Below are 18,574 nucleotides of genomic sequence, written 5' to 3'. Positions count from 1 at the left end.
GTGGGTCCAGTGAAGTTCAAAACTGCTCCGTTCAAAACTGTTTCGGGGGTGATGGGAATGCGGCTGCGGTGAAGCTCTCCGCAGCTTTATGTCCGGTTCCCGGGCCCCTCAACAGCAGTGAACGGAGAGTTCACGACTGTTTGGGAGGTGACACCGAGTCCCGGATGACTATGTGAGTGCCGACGGTGAGGGTGTTGTCGGAGGAGGCGCCGGCGTCGTGCGGTGACTGGGCCAGTGCCAGCCGCACGGCTTCGCGTCCCAGTTCCTCAAGCGGCACCCGCACAGTTGTCAGGCGGGGACGCAGCTCGCTGGCCACGGGAACGTCGTCGTAGCCAACAACCGAAATGTCCTCCGGGACCCTGATTCCGCGTTCTTCGAGAGCCTCCAGGATTCCGGCGGCGACGAGGTCGTTGGCACCAAAGACGGCGGTGAACCCGAGGTCCTGCTCCAGCAATTCGCGCATCCGGCTGTAGCCGAAGCCGCGGCCAAAGGCCCCTTCGTGGACCAGGGCAGGATCGCGTTCAATACCGCGGGCATCCAGGGCGCGGTAGAAACCGGCCAGCCGGGACGCCGTCGTCGAAAAATCACGGGGGCCACCGACGTAAAGGATCCTCCGGTGTCCCTGCGAGATCAGGTAGTCGGTAATGGCGAAGGCGCCTCCTTCGTTGTCGTAGGTGACCATCTTGGTGGGAACACCAGGGCCCAGGGACGGCCTGCCACAGAGGACCAACGCGGACCCTGCCGCAGCAAGCGCCCGGGCACGGTCGGCCATCTGCTTCCGGTAACGGGGGTCGTCCGACGCTCCGCCCACCACGATCACCGCATCAGTCCGCTGCTCGCGCATGAGGTCCACCAGCGCGAGCTCCCGTTCCTTGTCGCCATGGGTGGCGGTGATCAGGCACAGGCGGCCCTCGGCGCTCGCCTGCCGCTCCACGCCCCGGGCAATGTAAGCGAAGAAAGGGTCGGCGACGTCGTTGATGATGATTCCGACCGTGCGGGTAGTGGCACCGGCCAGGGCACGGGCATGCGCGTTGGCCACGTAGCCGAGGTCCGACACGGAGCGGAAGATCCGCTCACGCGTGGCTTTGGCCACCGGGTAGTTGCCACTCAGGGCCCTGGAAACGGTGGCCACGGACACGCCTGCCGCCTGTGCGACGTCGGCAATGGTGGCGCCGCTGCCGCCGCGGGCATGGATCGGATCTGTGGGGGAGCTTTTGTCAGTCACTAGGCGATTCTCGCAAGATCCGCCGCCAATACCGGATAAGCCAAGGGCAAGCCCTCGCTCAATCGCCGGACTTCCGTGACGGCGTGGCTGCCCAGACGGTGGATCTCGTTGCCCATTGCCCCCGCGATATGAGGCGTCAGCACCACATTGGGCAGGGTGTGCAGGACCGAGTCGGCAGGAAGCGGTTCCGGATCCGTGACATCCAGATACGCGTCCAGCCGGCCCGACGCGAGTTCCGCCGTCAGGGCTGCTGCATCGATCAGCGCGCCGCGTGCGGTGTTGATGACCAGTGTCCCGTCCTTCATGAGGGCAAGTTGCTGCGCACCGATGATGCCGCGCGTTTCAGCGATGTCTGGAGCGTGGATGCTCACCACATCGGAGAGGGCGCAGAGCTGGTCCAGGCCAACAGTTTCAACACCCAGTTCGGCGGCCTCGACGGCGGTGAGGTAGGGGTCGTAGACCAGTACCCGCGCGTCGAGGTTCTTGAGCAGTCCGATCACTTGGCGCCCGACGCGGGAGGCGCCCACCAAGCCGATCGTGACGCCGTTGGTTCCGATGGTGGGAAACCCTGCGGCGTTGCGGGAGGCGCCTGTCATGCGCAGTTGCTCACTGAACCTCCGGGCCCTCTTCAGGCCCATGACGATAGCGGCGAACGTGAACTCGGCCACCGGCACGGCATTGGCCGCGGCCGACGACGACACCTGGATTCCCCGGGTGTACACCTCAGGGGACAGAAAGGTTTTCACGGTGCCTGCCGCGTGGACGATGCAGCGCAACCGGGGCAAGTGGTCCAGCACGAAGGCATCAATGAGAGGAGCGCCCCACCCGGTGATGAGCAGTTCGGCGTCTCCGAGGCGCTCAAGGGTGCCCGGGAGGGTGAAATCGGAGACGGGCTCGGGATCCAGCAGTGTGACGATTCCACGAAGCCGGGCAAGGTCCTCGGTGCTGAACAGGGTGGGCAGATTACTGCGGCCCATCACGAACGCAGCCTTGATGGTGCCGGCGTGCTGGAGGTTGGTGGTCACTGCAGGTTTCCGTCCGGTCGTGGTGATGAAAGCATAGAAAGCGCTTGCTATTTGCATGTCAGCGTAGGTGCGTCGAAGAATGGCTGTCAATCCCAGATTCCAATCAATATATGGATTCTTCTGTGTTATTGACATCACACAATTCTTCTGGGTAGCTTGTTCCCCATAGTAAACGCTTACTATTTCTAGCCGTCGAGCGCTTCCGGGCGCCGGGCCACTCCACATCCGCCGGCTTCGGCGCAGACAGAGGAAATACATGAGCAGCAACAGCCAGACACTCACGCCCCAGGCGACGCCCGACGTCGGCGGGCCGGCGCCGGTGGCGGAAGGCCGCCGTCGGGGTCGCCCACCCGGGGGACCCGCCGCAGGCCGCGGCCGCAAGAAGAGCCTCATGGCCCGGATCCGCCGCGACAAAGTGATGTTGCTGCTGATCGCGCCGGGCTTCCTGTACTTCGTGGTGTTCCACTACGTCCCGCTGGCCGGCAACATCATCGCCTTCCTGGACTACAAGCCCTACCTCGGATTCGTGGACAGTGTCTGGGTTGGCCTGGACAACTTCGCGGCCATGTTCCAGGACGGCGCCTTCTGGGAAGCCCTGCGCAACACCTTGGTGATCACGGGGCTCCAATTGGCCCTGTTCTTCCCGGTTCCCATCTGCCTGGCACTGCTGCTGAACAGCATCGTGTCCGACAGGATCAGGAAGTTCGTCCAGAGTGTGGTCTACCTGCCGCACTTCATTGGCTGGGTGATCATCGTGGCAGTCTTCTCCGAAGTCCTCGGTGCCACCGGCGCTGTCCCGCACCTGCTGGAGAGCCTGGGCCTTCCGCGCTTCGACGCCATGACCACTCCCGAGTTCTTCCCGTTCCTGGTCACCATCCAATCCATCTGGAAGGACGCCGGATGGGGCACCATCATCTTCCTGGCAGCCCTCATGAACGTGGATCAGGAACTGTACGAGGCCGCCGCAGTGGATGGAGCGAACGCACGGCACCGGCTGTGGCACATCACCCTCCCCGGAATCATGCCGGTGATCATCCTGCTCCTCATCCTCAACCTGGGCAGCATCCTGTCCGTCGGTTTCGAACAGATCGTTCTCCAGCGCGACAACGTGGGTCCCGGTGCCGGAGAAGTCCTGGATACCTATGTGTACTTCCACGGCATCCAGGACGGGCAGTGGGGTCCGGCGGCAGCCGTGGGCCTGGTGAAGGGCATTGTGGGCCTGATCCTGGTGCTCGGTGCCAACAAACTCGCCCATCTCTTTGGACAGGAAGGTGTCTATTCCAATGGCAAATCCAAGTAGCACCCTGGTGGCCGGTCTGGGCCGGCTGAAGCCCAAGGACACACGCCCGGTCTGGATGGAGAAACCCAAGCCCGCCGTCCAGGTTGCCAAGACCATCGCATTGGTCATCATCTGTTTCCTGGCCCTGTACCCGCTGCTGGCCGTCTTGGCTACGAGCCTCTCCAGCCAAAGCGAGATCGCCAACAACAACGGCTTGGTCCTCTTCCCCAAAGAGCCCACGTTCGCTGCCTACCAGACCATCTTTGCCGGGGGAGTGGTGACTGATGCGTTGATCCGTTCACTAGTGATCACCACCGTGGGCACGGCCCTCTCCCTGGTGGTTACGGTGGCCATGGCCTACGGCCTCACGCGGCGTGACCTGGTCGGCGGGCGCTTCTTCCTCATGACAGCCCTCTTCACCATGCTTTTCAGCCCCGGCATCATCCCCAGCTTCCTCATGGTCAAGGAACTCGGACTGCTGGACAGCTACGCGGCGCTGGTCCTGCCCACCTTGATGAGTGCCTTCAACCTGGTGGTGGTCCGGTCCTTCTTCATGAACCTCCCGCAGGAACTGTTCGAGGCCGCGAAGATCGACGGCGCGGGAGACTTCCGCATCCTGGTCCAGATGGTGCTGCCGCTCTCGCGAGGCGTGCTGGCCGTCGTCGGGCTTTTCTACGCGGTGGGCTACTGGAACGCGTTCTTCAACGCCATGCTCTACCTGAACGACGACAAGTGGCCGCTATCCATGATCCTGCGGCAATACGTGTTGCTCGGCCAGCCCATGGGCGACTCCGCAGTAGCCGAGATCGCGGTGCCGTCGCAAGCGATCCAGATGGCCGTCGTCGTGATTTCCCTCATCCCGATAGTGATCGTGTTCCCGTTCCTCCAGCGCTACTTCACCAAGGGCGTCCTGACCGGCGCCATCAAAGGCTAGTCCAACTCTCCATTCTTGAAAGGGAAGACCCATGAACGCAGTACCCTCTGCCGGCCCCAGCCGCCGGAACTTCCTCTCCGTAGCAGGCATCGGTGCGCTGGCTCTCTTCAGCGGCGGGGCCCTGGCCGGTTGCGGGCAGCGCACCACCAGTGTTGCCTCGAACGCCAGCGAAGCATTGTTGCCCACGCACATGCCCCTCCAGGCAGCCGCTGCCGACATCCCCGGTACTGCGCAGGGTGTGCCGTCGGCGTTCTACAAGTACCCCGCGCCGTTCCGCAGCGTGCAGACAGCACCGCTGAAGGGAGGCAGGATCACAGCTATCACCAACTTGTTCGGCACGGCCCCGAACGCGCGGGCGGACAACCCTGCGTGGCAGGCCATCGAAGCCCGTCTGGGCGGGCAGGTGGACATCACCTCGGTCTCCTCGGACGACTACGCCACCAAGTTCAACACCATCATCGCGGGCGGCGAGTTGCCGGACCTCATGCTCAACGACGGCGCCGCCGTGCCCAACATCGTGGAGTTCCTGCAGGCCAAATGTGCGGACCTGACTCCGTTGCTGGGTGGCGACAAGATCAAGGACTATCCCAACCTGGCCGCCATTCCGGAGGTGTTCTGGAAGCAGACCGTCCAGGCAGGCAAGCTCTATTCGCTGCCCATTCCGCGCAACCTCACCGGTGGGTCCGGCTTCGTGAACCAGACGCTGTTGGAGAACGTCGGCATCAAGTCCACCGAGGACATCAAGGACAAGGACGACTTCTACAGGGTGGCCAAGGAACTCACCAACCCCTCCAAGAACCAGTGGGCGTTGGGCAGCACCAAGTTTGGGCTCACAATGCTGCACCACATGTTCCGCACACCGAACGTCTGGAAGAACGACGGCGGCAAACTCACCAGGGCGTTCGAGACGGACGAATACATGGCCGCGATCGAGTTCGCAGCCAAGCTCTACAAAGATGGCTTGTACGTTCCCGGCTCCGAAGGTTGGACGAAGTCGCAGATGGTCAACTCCTTCATCTCCGGCAAGGTGGCCATGATCTACGACGGACTCCCGGCCTACATCGGACCCACCGGTTACGGCCGCAGCGTTCCCGCAGCCAACAAGGCCAACAAAGCCGTCCCGTTCATCCCTGTGGGCCACGACGGCGGCAAGGCGCAGACCTGGCTGGACAACATCACGTTCGGCACCGTGATGCTGAAGAAAGCCGACGAAACCAAGCTCAAGGAAGTCCTGGCCGTGGCCAACTTCCTGGCCGCTCCGTTCGGCAGCGAGGAGTACCTGCTGCTCAACTACGGCGCAGAAGGGGCCGACTACACCTTGGACGCCAGCGGTAATCCCGTCGTGACCGATCGCGCCCTCCTGGACAACGCCGTGCCGTGGAAGTACCTGGCCGCACCGCAGCAAGTGGTGTACGACCCCAGCAATAAGGACATTGTGGACGTCATGCATAATGCTTACTCGAAGCTCATCCCGTTGGGTGTCGAAGATCCCTGTGGCACGCTGTTCAGCCCCACCAATGCCAGCAAGGGCGCCAAGCTGGGCCAGCCCGTCTCCGACGCCGCCACAGCAGTCATTGCCGGACGTGGCACCATGGACGCACTCAAGACTGCCGTGGCGGACTGGAAGAAGAATGGTGGCGACACCATCCGCGGCGAATACGAATCGGCGCTGGCCAAGTAGCCGATCCGCCCACCACGGTCCGCTGGACCGGCCTGCACACCCCGGCCAGCACAACCCGGCCTGCACAACCCAAGGAACCCTGTGACACAGCTCCCGCCAGTAACCCAGCCCTGGCTTCCCCATCCTGATCCCGTCCTGTCCCCGCTCACGGGCTGGACCCGCGGCCATTGGGAAGCCACGGCCGACCATTGGCTCGGACACATCCGTGCCTACTCCAGCCCGCTCAAGGCCAGCCCACGCCTTCCGGGCCCGGTGACGCGTGACGGCGAGCGCCGGGAAGGCATGGAGACCATCGGACGGAGCATGCTGATGGCCGCGCCGCGGATCGCCGGTGCCCGCGGCCGGGACCGCTTGGAGTTGGCGGCTTGGTACCGGGAGGCGCTGCTGGCCGGTACCGATCCTGAGGGTGCAGAACGTTGGCCGTTGGGTGTCACGTGCAAGTCACCCTTGCTGGGGGTGACCAACTCGATCGTGGAAGCGGCAAACATCGCTTTCTCGCTCCACATCGCCAGGGAGTGGCTGTGGGAACCGTTGGATGCGGGGGAGAAGAAGCAGGTTGCCGGCTGGTTGCGGCACCATGCTCGGCTCGAGGTGTGGGGTAACAACTGGCAGCTCTTTCCGGCAATGGCGGAGGGTTTCCTGCGTTCGGTGGGGGAGGACGTGTCGGGCTGCACGGGTGCGCGGAATGTGGCCCGGGTGGAGTCCTGGTATCTGGGCGATGGGTGGTACACCGACGGGCCGGAGCACGCCATCGACTACTACAACGCGTGGGCCATCCACCCTTATTTGTGGGCTTGGTACAAGATGACCGGCCGTGAGGATACCCCCGAGGGTCGCCGTCATCTGGAGCGTCTGCGCGAATTCGTGGCTACGCAGAGCCTGATGTTCGCCAGTGATGGGGCAGTGCTGCACGTCGGGCGATCCTTGGCGTACCGCACGGCCGTTCTGGCCGCCTTGTGGTGTGCCGAGATCTCTGGCGTGAACCCGTTGACGCCGGGTGCCACGCGTCGCCTGGCGTCCGGGGTCCTGGCGAACTTCACGGCGAAGGGCGTTGGCGTTGATGGGCCGCCGAACCTGGGCTGGTATGAAGAACACCGGGGCTCCTGCCAGGCGTACAGCGGGTTCGGTTCACCGTATCTGGCAGGCATCGGCTTCCTGGGGTTGGCGCTGCCGCCGGAGCACAGGGTGTGGCAGGACGTGGAAGAGCCGCAGCCCACCGATGGCCCGGCCGCTGTTCGGGCGTTGCCTGATGCTGGTTGGACTGTGATCAGCGATGGCGGCTTGGTTCGTCTCACCAACCACGGCAGCGACCATTGCGGCCTGCCCGTGGGCGGCGGCTCGGACCCCGATGATCCGCACTACGCCAAGTTCTCCTATTCCACCCATACAGCGCCGGGTACAGGAGTTGCGTGGGAGGACAACGTGGATGGTCACCTTGCGTTGTTGGGGTCCGACGGCGTGGCGAGCCGGCGCTGTGCCCTGCGCGCCACCCGCACGGACGGCCTCGTCAGCGGATCCGTCCACATCCCTCAGCTGCACGGAAAGACCCTGCCCGGCACGGCCGTCAATACAGTTTCGGTGGTGCACGGCATCCACGAGCTTCGCTGCCATTTGGTCCGTGGCCCGATGGAGTATTCCGTCCGGGAGGGTGGCCACGCTGTAGCCGGCGCCACGCCGGTGGACGTTGGAACGACGGACGACACCGCGTGGGCCGGCAACGGTGATGTCTACGTCGCTGTGACTGCGGTGCACGGCTGGGACGAGCCGCGGACCACGCGGTATATGGATGCCAACGCCATGGGCAGGCACTCAGCAGTCCCCAGCCTTGGCGCGGAGCGCAACAGTGAGGAAACGGTCCACGTTGCCCTCCACACGCTGACCCGGGGACCGGCTCCTTCGCCGGAAGCGCTCCAGGCGGCTGCCGCCGTCGTGGTTTCCGGTACGGAAGTGTCCGTGTCGTGGGCCGGCGGTGCTTCGCAAACTTTCGATCTGCGGACGTTTGTCCCTTGGGATGGGCAGGTGGGTAAGTGATGGACCTCAAGTACGGCGCGTCGCGGGAAAATCCCCGCGAGGATGGTGCGATGCAGCGGTTCCGCGGCCATCGCGTGGGGCAGTTCATTCACTGGGGTCTTTACGCCCTGCCGGCTGGTCGCTGGGAAGGCAAGGATGTGGAATTCGCCGCTGAGTTCCTGCCCCGCGTGGCGAAGATTCCGCAACAACGCTGGGAGGCGCTCGCGAACGATTTCACCTTGGCGGATTTCGACGCCGACCGGTGGGCGGACACGGCAGTGGCGATGGGTGCCCGCTACATGACCATCACCACCAAACACCATGATGGTTTCTGCCTCTGGCCGAGCGCGCACACGGACTTCCACATGGGGAACACGCCCTCCGGCCGCGATGTCCTGGGTGAGCTGGTGGCCGCCTATGAAGCCCGGGGGATTGACGTCAACTTCTACTACTCGGTGCTGGATTGGCGGCACCCGGACTGGCGCTTCACGCTGGAGAACGACGCCGACAACCTGGCTTTCGCCCGTTACCTCGACTTTGCGATGAAACAGTTGGAAGAACTGGCCGAACGCTATCCGAGCGTGAAGGGTTTCTGGTTCGACGGCACGTGGGACGAATCCGTGAAGGCCAACGGGTGGTGGACCTGGGAGGTCGAACGGATGTTGAAAGAACGTCTTCCCGGCGTGGTGGTCAACAGCCGTTTGCGGGCCGACGATTTCGGAGCCAGGCACGTGGATACCAACGGCCACCTCATGGGCGACTACGAAAGCGGCTACGAGCGCCGGCTTCCCGAGCCCTGGGACACCAGCGTTGCCACCCGTGACTGGGAAGCCTGCATGACCATTCCGCAGGCGAGCTGGGGATACCACCAAGGCCCGTGGGCGCAGTCGACGCTCAAGCATCCCTGGGATGTGGTGGACATGATCGCCCACTGCACATCCCTGGGTGGTAACTTCCTGCTGAACTTCGGCCCCCGTGGCGACGGTTCCATGGCCCCTGCCGAGGTGGAGATCGCCCGCAGGGTGGGGGAGTGGCTCGCGGTCAACGGTGAAGCGATCTACGGGTGCGGGTACGCCGAGGGCTGGGACTATCCGGGGTGGGGGTACTTCACCCGGGACAGCAGCAGCGGACAAGTGTTTGCTGTGGTCACGCGCCTGCCGGCGTCGGGGCGGGTGCGTCTGCAGCTCCCTGCGGGCCTGGAGCTCACGGGGCTCCGGACACCCGGGACCGGTGCGCACCCGTACAACAGGCTGGCAGATTCCGTATTCGAGGTGGAACTGCGGGCTGGCTCAGAGGCTGGTCCGGCCGTTCTTGCCCTGGAAACTGGACTCCTTGCCGGGCCTGCTTCCGAAAAGGAGCCCAATCCGGACGTGCTCGACTAGCTAAGCTCCGGCCGCTGCCACCCGGGCCTTCTTCCTCAGCACGGAATTCTTCCTGGTGGTCCGCAGCATGTCGATGGTCAGCAGGACCAAAGCAAGCCAGACAACGCAGAAGCCGATCCAGCGGGCCGTCGTCATGGTTTCGTGGAACACCAGCAGCGCCACAACAAACTGGAGGATCGGCGCGAAGTACTGGAGAAGGCCGATAGTGGTCATCGGTAGGCGACGGGCAGAGGCGCCGAAGAAGAGCAGCGGAACAGCGGTGATCACGCCTGAAGCCACCAGCAACCAGAAATGTCCGGCGCCCATCGTCGTGAGGGTTTCAGCCCCCGTGACGCCCAGGACCACCATCGTGATGGCAGCAAAGGGAGCCAGCACCACGGTCTCAACGCTCAGGCTCGTCAAGGCATCCACCTTGGGACCAACGCGCTTCTTCACGAAACCGTACAAGCCAAAGCTGAACGCCAGAATCAGGGCGATCCAGGGGAGTTGCCCGTACGAGAAAGTCAGGACTCCCACCGCGACGAATCCAATGCCCACGGCCGTCCACTGCAAGGGGCGCAGCTTCTCCTTGAGGACGAAAACACCCAGGAGGACCGAGACCAGCGGGTTGATGAAGTAGCCCAGGGAGGTCTCAACAGCATGTCCGGTAGTGACGCCGAACGTGTAGGTGAGCCAGTTGATGGCGATCAGGCCGGCGGCGAGCGCGAGCGGCCCGAAGACGCTGCGGTCCTTCAACGCTGCACCGAAAACCCGCCAGGCCCGCGTGATCGTGATCAGGAGGGCGCAGAAGATGAGGGACCAGACAATCCGGTTGGCCACGATTTCGATCGCCCCGGCAGGCATGAGGATAAAGAAGTAGAGGGGAAGCAGGCCCCACAGGCCGTAAGCGCCGATGCCGAACAGGATTCCCGCCGTCGACTCGCTCCTCACAGGCTTGGCTGAACCGCCGGTTCCTGCTCCACCGCCCTTGGCCGCCGCCGTCGCGGGCTGGTTTGAAGGGGAGCCTGAGATGATCTGTTCCGGAGTCGACACATTGTCGCCAACACCGGGTACTGCTGCAATATTCCGCAATTTTTATGAATCTCTGTGACTCCTGCCATATAAGCGGCCGGGTGTAGGGTCGACACCTAGAATTGAAGTCTGCGCGCCCCCAACAGCGGCGTGGCTCACTGCTTCGGAAGGGCTAACGGTGTCCAACTCAGCCGCAACCATCCCCAATCGTCCCCTTCGCGTTGCCATTGTCGGCGCAGGCCCCGCAGGGGTTTACGCCGCGGATATCCTGACCAAGTCCAACGAGGTCAAGGACGGGCACGTTGAAGTGAGCATCGACCTCTTCGAGGCGTATCCCGCGCCCTACGGACTGATCCGCTACGGTGTGGCGCCGGACCATCCCCGCATCAAAGGAATCGTCAACGCCCTCCACAAAGTGCTGGACCGTGGCGACATCCGCTTCCTGGGCAACGTCACGTACGGCCGAGACCTTACTTTGCACGATTTCCGCTCCTTCTACGACGCCGTGATCTTCTCCACCGGCGCCATCAAGGACGCGGACCTGAACATTCCCGGCATCGACCTGGAAGGGTCCTTCGGCGGCGCCGACTTCGTCTCCTGGTACGACGGCCACCCGGACGTGCCCCGGGAATGGCCGCTGGATGCCAAGGAAATTGCCGTGATCGGCAACGGCAACGTTGCACTGGATGTAGCACGGATGTTGGTCAAGCACCCTGAAGAACTGTTGGTCACCGAGATCGCGGACAACGTGTTCGCAGGCCTCAAGAATTCGCCTGTCACCGATGTCCACGTGTTCGGGCGCCGCGGCCCCGCCCAGGTGAAGTTCACGCCGCTGGAGTTGCGCGAGCTCTCGCACTGCAAGGACGTGGACATCGTGCTGTACCCGGAGGACTTCGAGTTCGACGAAGCCTCGGATGAGGCGATCCGCAGCAACAACCAAATCAAGATCATGGTTAACACCATGACCAACTGGCTAGTGGAGGAGCACGCCGAATCCGAGCAGCCGTCCTCCCGCCGCCTGCACCTGCACTTCCTGCACAGCCCCGTGGAGATCCTTGACTCGCCGGAGACGCCCGGCAGGGTGGCCGGCATCAAGTTCGAACGGATGGAGCTGGACGGCACAGGGAACGTCAAGGGCACCGGGGAATTCGTGGAGTACCCCGTCCAGGCCGTGTACCGCGCCATCGGCTACCACGGCTCGCCGCTGGATGAACTTGAGTACGACGCCCGCCGCGGCGTCATCCCGAACGACGGCGGCCGCGTCCTGGACGCCGACGGCAAGCCCGTGCCGGGAATCTACGCCACCGGCTGGATCAAGCGCGGACCCGTGGGGTTGATCGGGCACACCAAGGGCGACGCCCTGGAAACCATCGGCTTCCTCCTGGAAGACCGGCTCAACCTGCCGCCGGCCGAAAACCCGGACCCGCAAGCCATCATCGACCTCCTGGAAGAGCGCGGGGTGGAGTACACCACTTGGGAGGGCTGGAACCGGCTTGACGCCCACGAGGCCGCACTTGGTGCTGCCTGGTCAGCGTCCGACGAGAATCCGGACGGTGTGGTTCGTGAGCGCATCAAGGTTGTGCCGCGTGAGGAAATGATCCGGATCTCCCGCGGCTGACCCTTGGAGTTTTTGTACACCTAATGCCCCTATTCGGACGCTTTAGGGTCATCACCTGTACAAAAACTCCATCTGGCGAATTAGACTCTCTCGTACTGTGCTGCCCACCGCGCGCGGCCCAACGCACAGAATGTCAGGGAGTTCGATGAGGAATCCAGTCCACCCGCCGGTTCCAGGCAGCGATGCCGCGGAGCTGCTGCAGAAGCGTGCCCTGGCCGGCCATGAACGCCTCGAATCCCTGCGCATTGGCGTGCCGGAAGATATCGTCGGGCTGCGCCGGCTGGTCCGGGAATCCTGGCAGCGTTCGGCGAGTCTCCAGGCCAACCCCGACGTCGCCGAGGCCCCCTTGGCGATGGACCGCGATGAGCTGGAGGAGTACCGCCGGCAGCACCCTTTGGCCACCATCATGCCCGTGATCAGGAAACTGCTGGTTCAGCCCAGCCATGACAGCGGTCTTCTCGTGGCTGTGGGTGACGACGTCGGGCGGCTCTTGTGGGTGGACGGCGATCCGGTGATGCAGCGGCGGGCAGAAGGCATGATGTTCGTGGCCGGCGCCGACTGGTCCGAAGCCTCCGTAGGCACCAGCGCACCCGGTACCGCCTTGGCCCTTGACCGGAGCATCCAGATCTCCGGAGCCGAACATTTCAAGCGCTCCGTCCATCCCTGGAGCTGTACCGCGGTTCCCTTCCACGATCCCGATTCCGGCGCCGTGCTGGGCGTTGTGGACATCACCGGGACAGAAACGGCCGTGGCGCCGCACACCCTGTCCCTGGTGGAGGCGACGGTCGCAGCAGCCCAGGCGCAGCTGCGGATTGAGCGGCTGCAGCTCGCGGCCGCCGTTCGAGACAAACCACGACGCCGGAGCGCGGCCGCCGCTTCAACCCCCGCTTTGTACCGCAACAGCCTGCAGTTGCTGGGGCGTGACAGTGCCCTGCTCAGCATCGCCGGCCGGACGGTCTCCTTGTCCGCACGGCACAGCGAAATCCTTGCCATCCTGGGCAACCATCCGGATGGACTGAGCGCCGATGACCTCTGCGCCCTGCTTTACCCGGGCGACGGTTCTTCCGTGACGCTCCGGGCGGAGATGGTGCGGCTCCGGAAAGTCATCCAGGAGATCAGCCCGGACGCGGTTCCCGAATCCCGCCCCTACAGGCTGCCGGTCGAGTTGCTTCCGGACTCCGGGCAGGTCCTCAATTGCCTGCAGCGCGGCGCCCACCGCATTGCCCTGGAAATCTACAAAGGTGCGCTTTTGCCACGTTCGGAGGCACCCGGCGTCGTGCAGTTGCGGGAACGGGTGTCCCACCTGCTGCGGGAAGCGCTGCTCAGCGACGGCAGCGTCGATTCGCTCCTCAAGTATGCGGAACTGCCCGAGGCGAAGTACGACGTCGACCTCCGCCTCGCCGTGCTGAAGCTGCTGCCGCCGCGCTCACCGAAGCGGGCGGCCGTAGTCGCCGATCTTGAGCGGATCGACGTCGAGTTGAAAGCGTGAGCTGACTCACACTGTTGCAACGTAGCTGCAACCCCCTGGCTCCTAGGCTCGGATCAATGGCGACAGCCACCGTGATTCGCAGCAAAGGAGCTAGCAATGACTGTTTATGCACAGCCGGGTGCCGAGGGTTCGAAGGTCACCTTCAAGGACCGCTACGAGAACTGGATCGGCGGCGAATGGGTTGCCCCGGTCAAGGGCGCCTACTTTGAGAACATCACCCCCGTGACGGGCAAGGCCTTCTGCGAAGTTGCCCGGGGGACGTCGGAGGACATTGAACTGGCGCTGGACGCAGCGCACAAGGTTGCACCGTCTTGGGGGAAGACCTCCGCCACCGAACGCGCAGCCATCCTGAACAAGATCGCCGACCGCATTGACGAGAACGTGGAGCTCCTGGCTGTTGCCGAGACCTGGGACAACGGCAAGCCCGTCCGCGAGACCTTGAACGCGGACATCCCGCTGGCAGCTGACCACTTCCGCTACTTCGCCTCCGCCGTCCGCGCCCAGGAAGGCCACCTCTCCCAGCTCGACGAGGACACTACGGCGTACCACTTCAAGGAGCCGTTGGGCGTTGTCGGCCAGATCATCCCGTGGAACTTCCCCATCCTCATGGCCGTGTGGAAGTTGGCGCCGGCGCTCGCAGCCGGCAACGCCGTGGTCCTGAAGCCGGCTGAGCAGACGCCGACGTCGATCCTGGTTTTGATGGAGCTCATCGGTGACCTGCTTCCGGCCGGCGTAGTAAACGTGGTCAATGGATTCGGTGTGGAAGCAGGCAAACCGCTGGCGTCCAGCCCCCGCATCCGCAAGATCGCCTTCACCGGCGAGACCACCACCGGCCGGCTGATCAGCCAGTATGCGTCCAACAACCTCATTCCGGTCACCCTGGAACTTGGCGGCAAGAGCCCGAACATCTTCTTCGACGACGTCGCCGCCCAGAATGATGCTTTCTACGACAAAGCGCAGGAAGGGTTCACGCTCTTCGCCTTCAACCAGGGCGAAGTCTGCACCTGCCCGTCCCGCGCACTCGTTCAGGAAGGTATCTACGACTCCTTCATGACCGACGTCGTGGCCCGGACCAACAAGATCATCCAGGGCAACCCCTTGGACACCGACACCCAGATCGGCGCCCAGGCCTCCAACGACCAGTTGGAGAAGATCCTCTCCTACATCGACATCGGAAAGCAGGAGGGCGCCAAGGTCCTCACCGGCGGGGCCCGGGCTGAGCTGACAGGCGATCTGGCCGGCGGCTACTACGTCCAGCCCACCATCTTCGAAGGCCACAACCGGATGCGGATCTTCCAGGAGGAAATCTTCGGCCCGGTGGTGTCCGTGACCAAGTTCAGCGACTACAACGACGCCATCGGCATCGCCAACGACACCCTCTACGGTCTTGGTGCCGGCGTCTGGTCGCGCAACGGAAATGTCGCCTACCGCGCGGGCCGGGAAATCCAGGCCGGCCGTGTGTGGGTCAACAACTACCACGCCTACCCGGCAGGTGCCGCTTTCGGTGGCTACAAGTCCTCAGGTATTGGCCGTGAAAACCACGCCATGATGCTGGACCACTACCAGCAGACCAAGAACCTCCTGGTCAGCTACAACGAGAACAAGCTCGGCTTCTTCTAAGAGTTTTTGTACAGCGGATGCCCTTATGGAGCGGACTTAGGGGCATCAGCTGTACAAAAACTCCCATCATTCGTACAGATCAAAGGAGATCGTCAATGACCACCACTATGCAAGCAGCAGTAGTCACTGAATTCGGAACCGACCTGAAGGTCATGGAGGTCGAACGCCCGACGCCGGGTCCCGGCCAGGCGCTGGTCCGCCTCATTACGTCGGGGGTATGTCATACCGACCTGCACGCCGCCGAAGGCGACTGGCCCGTCAAGCCGACACCACCGTTTATTCCCGGGCACGAGGGTGTCGGCGAAGTGGTAGCCCTCGGCGAAGGGGTCACGGACGTGGCGGTCGGCGACCTCGTGGGCAATGCCTGGCTGTGGTCGGCCTGCGGAGACTGCCAGTACTGCCGGACGGGGTGGGAAACCCTGTGCGAGTCGCAACAGAACGGCGGCTACAGTGTGGATGGCTCGTTCGGTGAATACATGCTGGTGGACACCCGCTTCGCTGCCCGCATCCCGGCAGGCTCGGATCCGGTGGAGGTTGCACCCGTGCTCTGCGCCGGCGTCACGGTGTACAAGGGCTTGAAGATGACCGAGGCCAGGCCGGGGCAGTGGGTCACCATCTCCGGCATTGGCGGCCTGGGGCACATCGCCGTCCAGTACGCAGTGGCAATGGGTCTGCGGGTGGCAGCGGTGGACATTGCCGACGACAAACTGGCGCTCGCCAAGGAGCATGGTGCCGAGTTGACGGTCAATGCACTGCATGAGGACCCGGCGGAGGTCATCCAGCGTGAAACGGGCGGCTGCCATGGCGTGCTGGTCACAGCCGTGCACCCTTCGGCGTTCGGACAAGCCATTGGCATGGCCCGGCGCGGTGGAACGATCGTCTTCAACGGCCTTCCGCCCGGAGATTTCCCGGCGCCGATCTTCGAGATTGTCCTCAAGGGCCTCACGGTCAGGGGATCGATCGTGGGCACCAGGCAGGACCTCGAGGAAGCGCTGGAGTTCTATGCCCAGGGGAAGATCAAGCCAACGGTGTCCACCCGGGAGCTCTCGGAAGTCAACGCAGTCTTCGACGAGATGAAGCACGCCAAGATCGACGGCCGAGTGGTTCTGAAGTTCTGATGAACGCCAACATGTCCCAGGACATCCTGGAAGCTTCGGTGACGCTGCCCGGGGAGGACTTCTCCCGGGTGGCGCTCACCGGAGCATCCGTGGAGCTGCTCCTCAAACTCTGGGAGCAGCACGGCCCTTTGATGTTCCACCAATCGGGCGGCTGCTGCGACGGCTCAGCTCCCATGTGCTACCCGGCGGGGGAGTTCTTGACAGGTGACTCCGACGTTCTCCTTGGGCGGTTCGACCTCGGGCCCGATGGAAATGCCAAACCACTGGAGTTCTGGATGTCCAAGGAGCAATTCAATTACTGGTCCCACACCCACCTCACCGTGGATGTGGTTCCGGGCCGAGGCAGTGGGTTCTCCGTTGAGTCTCCCGAGGGGAAGCGATTCCTGATCCGATCAACGCTCATGGACTGGGACGTGCCAAGCATTTAGGGTGGGTGGCTGGTGTGATGAGGGTTACGGGCCTTCATCACACCAGTCACACCTGTCACGCGAATTCGGCAGGCGTCTCACTATCTGGGATAAATATGGCCGTCCATTGGTCGGACACTATTCTTGATGAGTCCTATACCACCCCCATCCAGAATGTGGCATTTTTATGAACATTTTCAGGACCAAGTCGATTGAGCAGTCGATCGCCGATTCCGACGAGCCTGGTCGCAAGCTCAAGCGCAGCCTGAGCACGTGGGACCTCATGATCATGGGCGTCGCCGTCGCTGTCGGCGCCGGTATCTTCTCGGTGGGCGCGAAGGCTGCCGCCAACTTTGCCGGCCCCGCCGTCACCATTTCCTTTGCCATCGCAGCAGTCACCTGCGCGTTGGCCATCATGTGCTACGCGGAGTTCGCGACCGCAATTCCCGTTGCCGGTTCCGCCTACGTCTTCACGTACGCCACCATGGGCGAAGTCCTTGCCTGGATCATCGGCTGGAACCTCATCCTCGAACTTTTCACCGCCGCGGCAGTGATCGCCAAGTACTGGGGCATCTACCTCAGTACGGTGTTTGGCTTGATGGGCGTGGAGATGCCGCCCTCGATCAGTGTGTTTGGCGTTGACCTTTACTGGGGCGCCTTCCTCATCGTCGCGATCTTCACCGTGCTGCTGGTGCTGGGGACAAAGTTGTCCGCCCGCGTTGGCAAYGTCTTCACGATGATCAAGATCGCTGTAGTGCTGTTCGTGATCGTAGTGGGCTTCAGCTACGTGAAGTTCTCCAACTACACACCCTTTGTTCCGGCCTCCGAACCGACTGCCGGAACGGGCGCGGCCGATGTCATGAAGCAGTCCTTCTTTGGCTTCCTGACCGGTGCTGCTCCGGCCCAGTACGGAACGCTTGGCATCTTCGCAGGCGCTGCCTTGGTCTTCTTCGCCTTCATCGGCTTCGACGTGGTGGCCACCTCCGCCGAGGAGGTCAAGAACCCGCAGAAGACCCTGCCCCGGGGCATCTTCGGCGGCCTGGCGCTGGTGACATTGCTCTACATCCTGGTCTCCCTCGCCCYCACGGGAATGGTTTCCTACACGCAGCTGGCCGAAGTCAAGAACCCCACCCTGACCACGGCTTTCGAAGCTGTGGGCAACACTGACGCCGCCAAGGTCATCGCTTTCGGTTCTCTGGTAGGCCTCACCACCGTCATCATGGTGCTCCTCATGGGCTTGTCCCGCGTGGTGCTTGCCATGAGCCGAGACGGTCTGCTGCCCCGCTCCCTTTCCAAGACCAGCGAGAAGCGCTCCACCCCGGCCCGCCTGCAGATCATCTGCGGTGCCGCCGTGGCGATCGTGGCAGGTGTGACCAAGGTGGACCTCCTGGAGGAAATGATCAACATCGGAACGCTGTCCGCGTTCGTGATGGTCTCCCTGGGCATCCTTGTGCTCCGCAAGAAGCGCCCCGACCTCAAGCCGGCGTTCCGCGTTCCGTTCGGCAAGGTCCTGCCCTGGGTCTCCGCCGTACTGTGCGTCTACCTCATGACCAACCTGGCCGTGGAAACCTGGATCTTCTTCGCGATCTGGCTGGTGATCGGCATGGTGATCTACTTCTCCTACGGCCAGCGTCACTCGCGGCTCAACGAGAAGTTCGCAGCCGCCAAAGCCGCTGTCGCAGGCGGCGGCAAGACCACCGGCGACGAGGACGAAGACACCTTCACCAAGGTCTGACCCATCGCTGCTGCTTGTCAGACAGCTGCTATGTCATAGC

General features: G+C 63.4%; 14 protein-coding genes. 11 read left to right on the top strand and 3 right to left on the bottom strand.

From position 1 onward, the window contains the following. Positions 1 to 130 precede the first annotated feature (130 nt). Both AB4Y81_RS02925 and AB4Y81_RS02920 read right to left on the bottom strand, forming a co-directional pair. Positions 131 to 1,225 (bottom strand): LacI family DNA-binding transcriptional regulator, encoded by a 1,095-nt coding sequence (locus AB4Y81_RS02925; protein WP_189075298.1) that lies wholly within the window; start codon positions 1,223 to 1,225, stop codon positions 131 to 133. Beyond that, entirely contained in the window at positions 1,225 to 2,250 is a 1,026-nt protein-coding gene (locus AB4Y81_RS02920) for a hydroxyacid dehydrogenase (RefSeq protein WP_275775816.1), read from the bottom strand. The genes AB4Y81_RS02925 and AB4Y81_RS02920 overlap by 1 nt, the downstream gene beginning before the upstream one ends. 256 nt (positions 2,251 to 2,506) lie before the next feature. On the opposite strand from AB4Y81_RS02920, the gene AB4Y81_RS02915 reads away from it, so the two are divergent. The 5 genes from AB4Y81_RS02915 (at position 2,507) to AB4Y81_RS02895 (ending at position 9,536) form a co-directional block, all read left to right on the top strand. Then, positions 2,507 to 3,550 (top strand): ABC transporter permease, encoded by a 1,044-nt coding sequence (locus AB4Y81_RS02915; protein WP_018776804.1) that lies wholly within the window; start codon positions 2,507 to 2,509, stop codon positions 3,548 to 3,550. Beyond that, positions 3,534 to 4,463, top strand: a complete 930-nt coding sequence (locus tag AB4Y81_RS02910; protein WP_441995126.1) for a carbohydrate ABC transporter permease — start codon at positions 3,534 to 3,536, stop codon at positions 4,461 to 4,463. Before AB4Y81_RS02915 ends, AB4Y81_RS02910 begins: the two co-directional genes overlap by 17 nt. Positions 4,464 to 4,494: 31 nt before the next feature. Continuing rightward, positions 4,495 to 6,144, top strand: coding sequence for an extracellular solute-binding protein (locus AB4Y81_RS02905; protein ID WP_441995124.1), 1,650 nt, complete (start codon positions 4,495 to 4,497; stop codon positions 6,142 to 6,144). 81 nt (positions 6,145 to 6,225) lie between these two features. Beyond that, the gene (locus AB4Y81_RS02900) at positions 6,226 to 8,175 is read left to right on the top strand and encodes a DUF2264 domain-containing protein (RefSeq protein ID WP_441995122.1); all 1,950 of its coding nucleotides are present in this window, start codon (positions 6,226 to 6,228) and stop codon (positions 8,173 to 8,175) included. Then, positions 8,175 to 9,536, top strand: coding sequence for an alpha-L-fucosidase (locus AB4Y81_RS02895; RefSeq protein ID WP_441995120.1), 1,362 nt, complete (start codon positions 8,175 to 8,177; stop codon positions 9,534 to 9,536). The genes AB4Y81_RS02900 and AB4Y81_RS02895 overlap by 1 nt, the downstream gene beginning before the upstream one ends. On the opposite strand, the gene rarD is transcribed toward AB4Y81_RS02895, so the two are convergent. After that, positions 9,537 to 10,607, bottom strand: coding sequence for an EamA family transporter RarD (rarD, locus tag AB4Y81_RS02890; RefSeq protein ID WP_441995118.1), 1,071 nt, complete (start codon positions 10,605 to 10,607; stop codon positions 9,537 to 9,539). 118 nt (positions 10,608 to 10,725) lie between these two features. Here rarD and AB4Y81_RS02885 point away from each other — a divergent pair, with 118 nt between their 5' ends. The 6 genes from AB4Y81_RS02885 to AB4Y81_RS02860 all read left to right on the top strand — a co-directional run bounded on the left by AB4Y81_RS02885 (position 10,726) and on the right by AB4Y81_RS02860 (position 18,534). Next, positions 10,726 to 12,165: an FAD-dependent oxidoreductase gene (locus AB4Y81_RS02885; protein ID WP_064721539.1), complete on the top strand. Its 1,440-nt coding sequence runs from the start codon at positions 10,726 to 10,728 to the stop codon at positions 12,163 to 12,165. Between the two features lie 145 nt (positions 12,166 to 12,310). Continuing rightward, positions 12,311 to 13,654 carry a GAF domain-containing protein gene (locus tag AB4Y81_RS02880; RefSeq protein WP_018776797.1) on the top strand — a complete coding sequence of 448 codons (1,344 nt, stop codon included), beginning with the start codon at positions 12,311 to 12,313 and terminating at the stop codon, positions 13,652 to 13,654. A gap of 96 nt (positions 13,655 to 13,750) precedes the next feature. Next, positions 13,751 to 15,274, top strand: a complete 1,524-nt coding sequence (exaC, locus tag AB4Y81_RS02875; RefSeq protein WP_441995115.1) for an acetaldehyde dehydrogenase ExaC — start codon at positions 13,751 to 13,753, stop codon at positions 15,272 to 15,274. 95 nt (positions 15,275 to 15,369) lie between these two features. Next, positions 15,370 to 16,392, top strand: coding sequence for an alcohol dehydrogenase AdhP (adhP, locus tag AB4Y81_RS02870; RefSeq protein WP_179128300.1), 1,023 nt, complete (start codon positions 15,370 to 15,372; stop codon positions 16,390 to 16,392). Between the two features lie 11 nt (positions 16,393 to 16,403). Further along, positions 16,404 to 16,820 carry a DUF779 domain-containing protein gene (locus tag AB4Y81_RS02865; RefSeq protein ID WP_026267023.1) on the top strand — a complete coding sequence of 139 codons (417 nt, stop codon included), beginning with the start codon at positions 16,404 to 16,406 and terminating at the stop codon, positions 16,818 to 16,820. 166 nt (positions 16,821 to 16,986) lie between these two features. Continuing rightward, a complete protein-coding gene (locus AB4Y81_RS02860; protein WP_441995113.1) occupies positions 16,987 to 18,534 on the top strand; it encodes an amino acid permease in 1,548 nt (515 codons plus the stop codon). Positions 18,535 to 18,574: the final 40 nt, after the last annotated feature.

Source organism: Paenarthrobacter sp. TAF1, from assembly GCF_052113825.1.
In the GTDB taxonomy this organism is placed as follows: Bacteria; Actinomycetota; Actinomycetes; order Actinomycetales; family Micrococcaceae; genus Arthrobacter; species Arthrobacter nicotinovorans.
The sequence above is the reverse complement of the archived record's forward strand: the minus strand, read 5'-3'. Positions and strand labels throughout refer to the sequence as shown.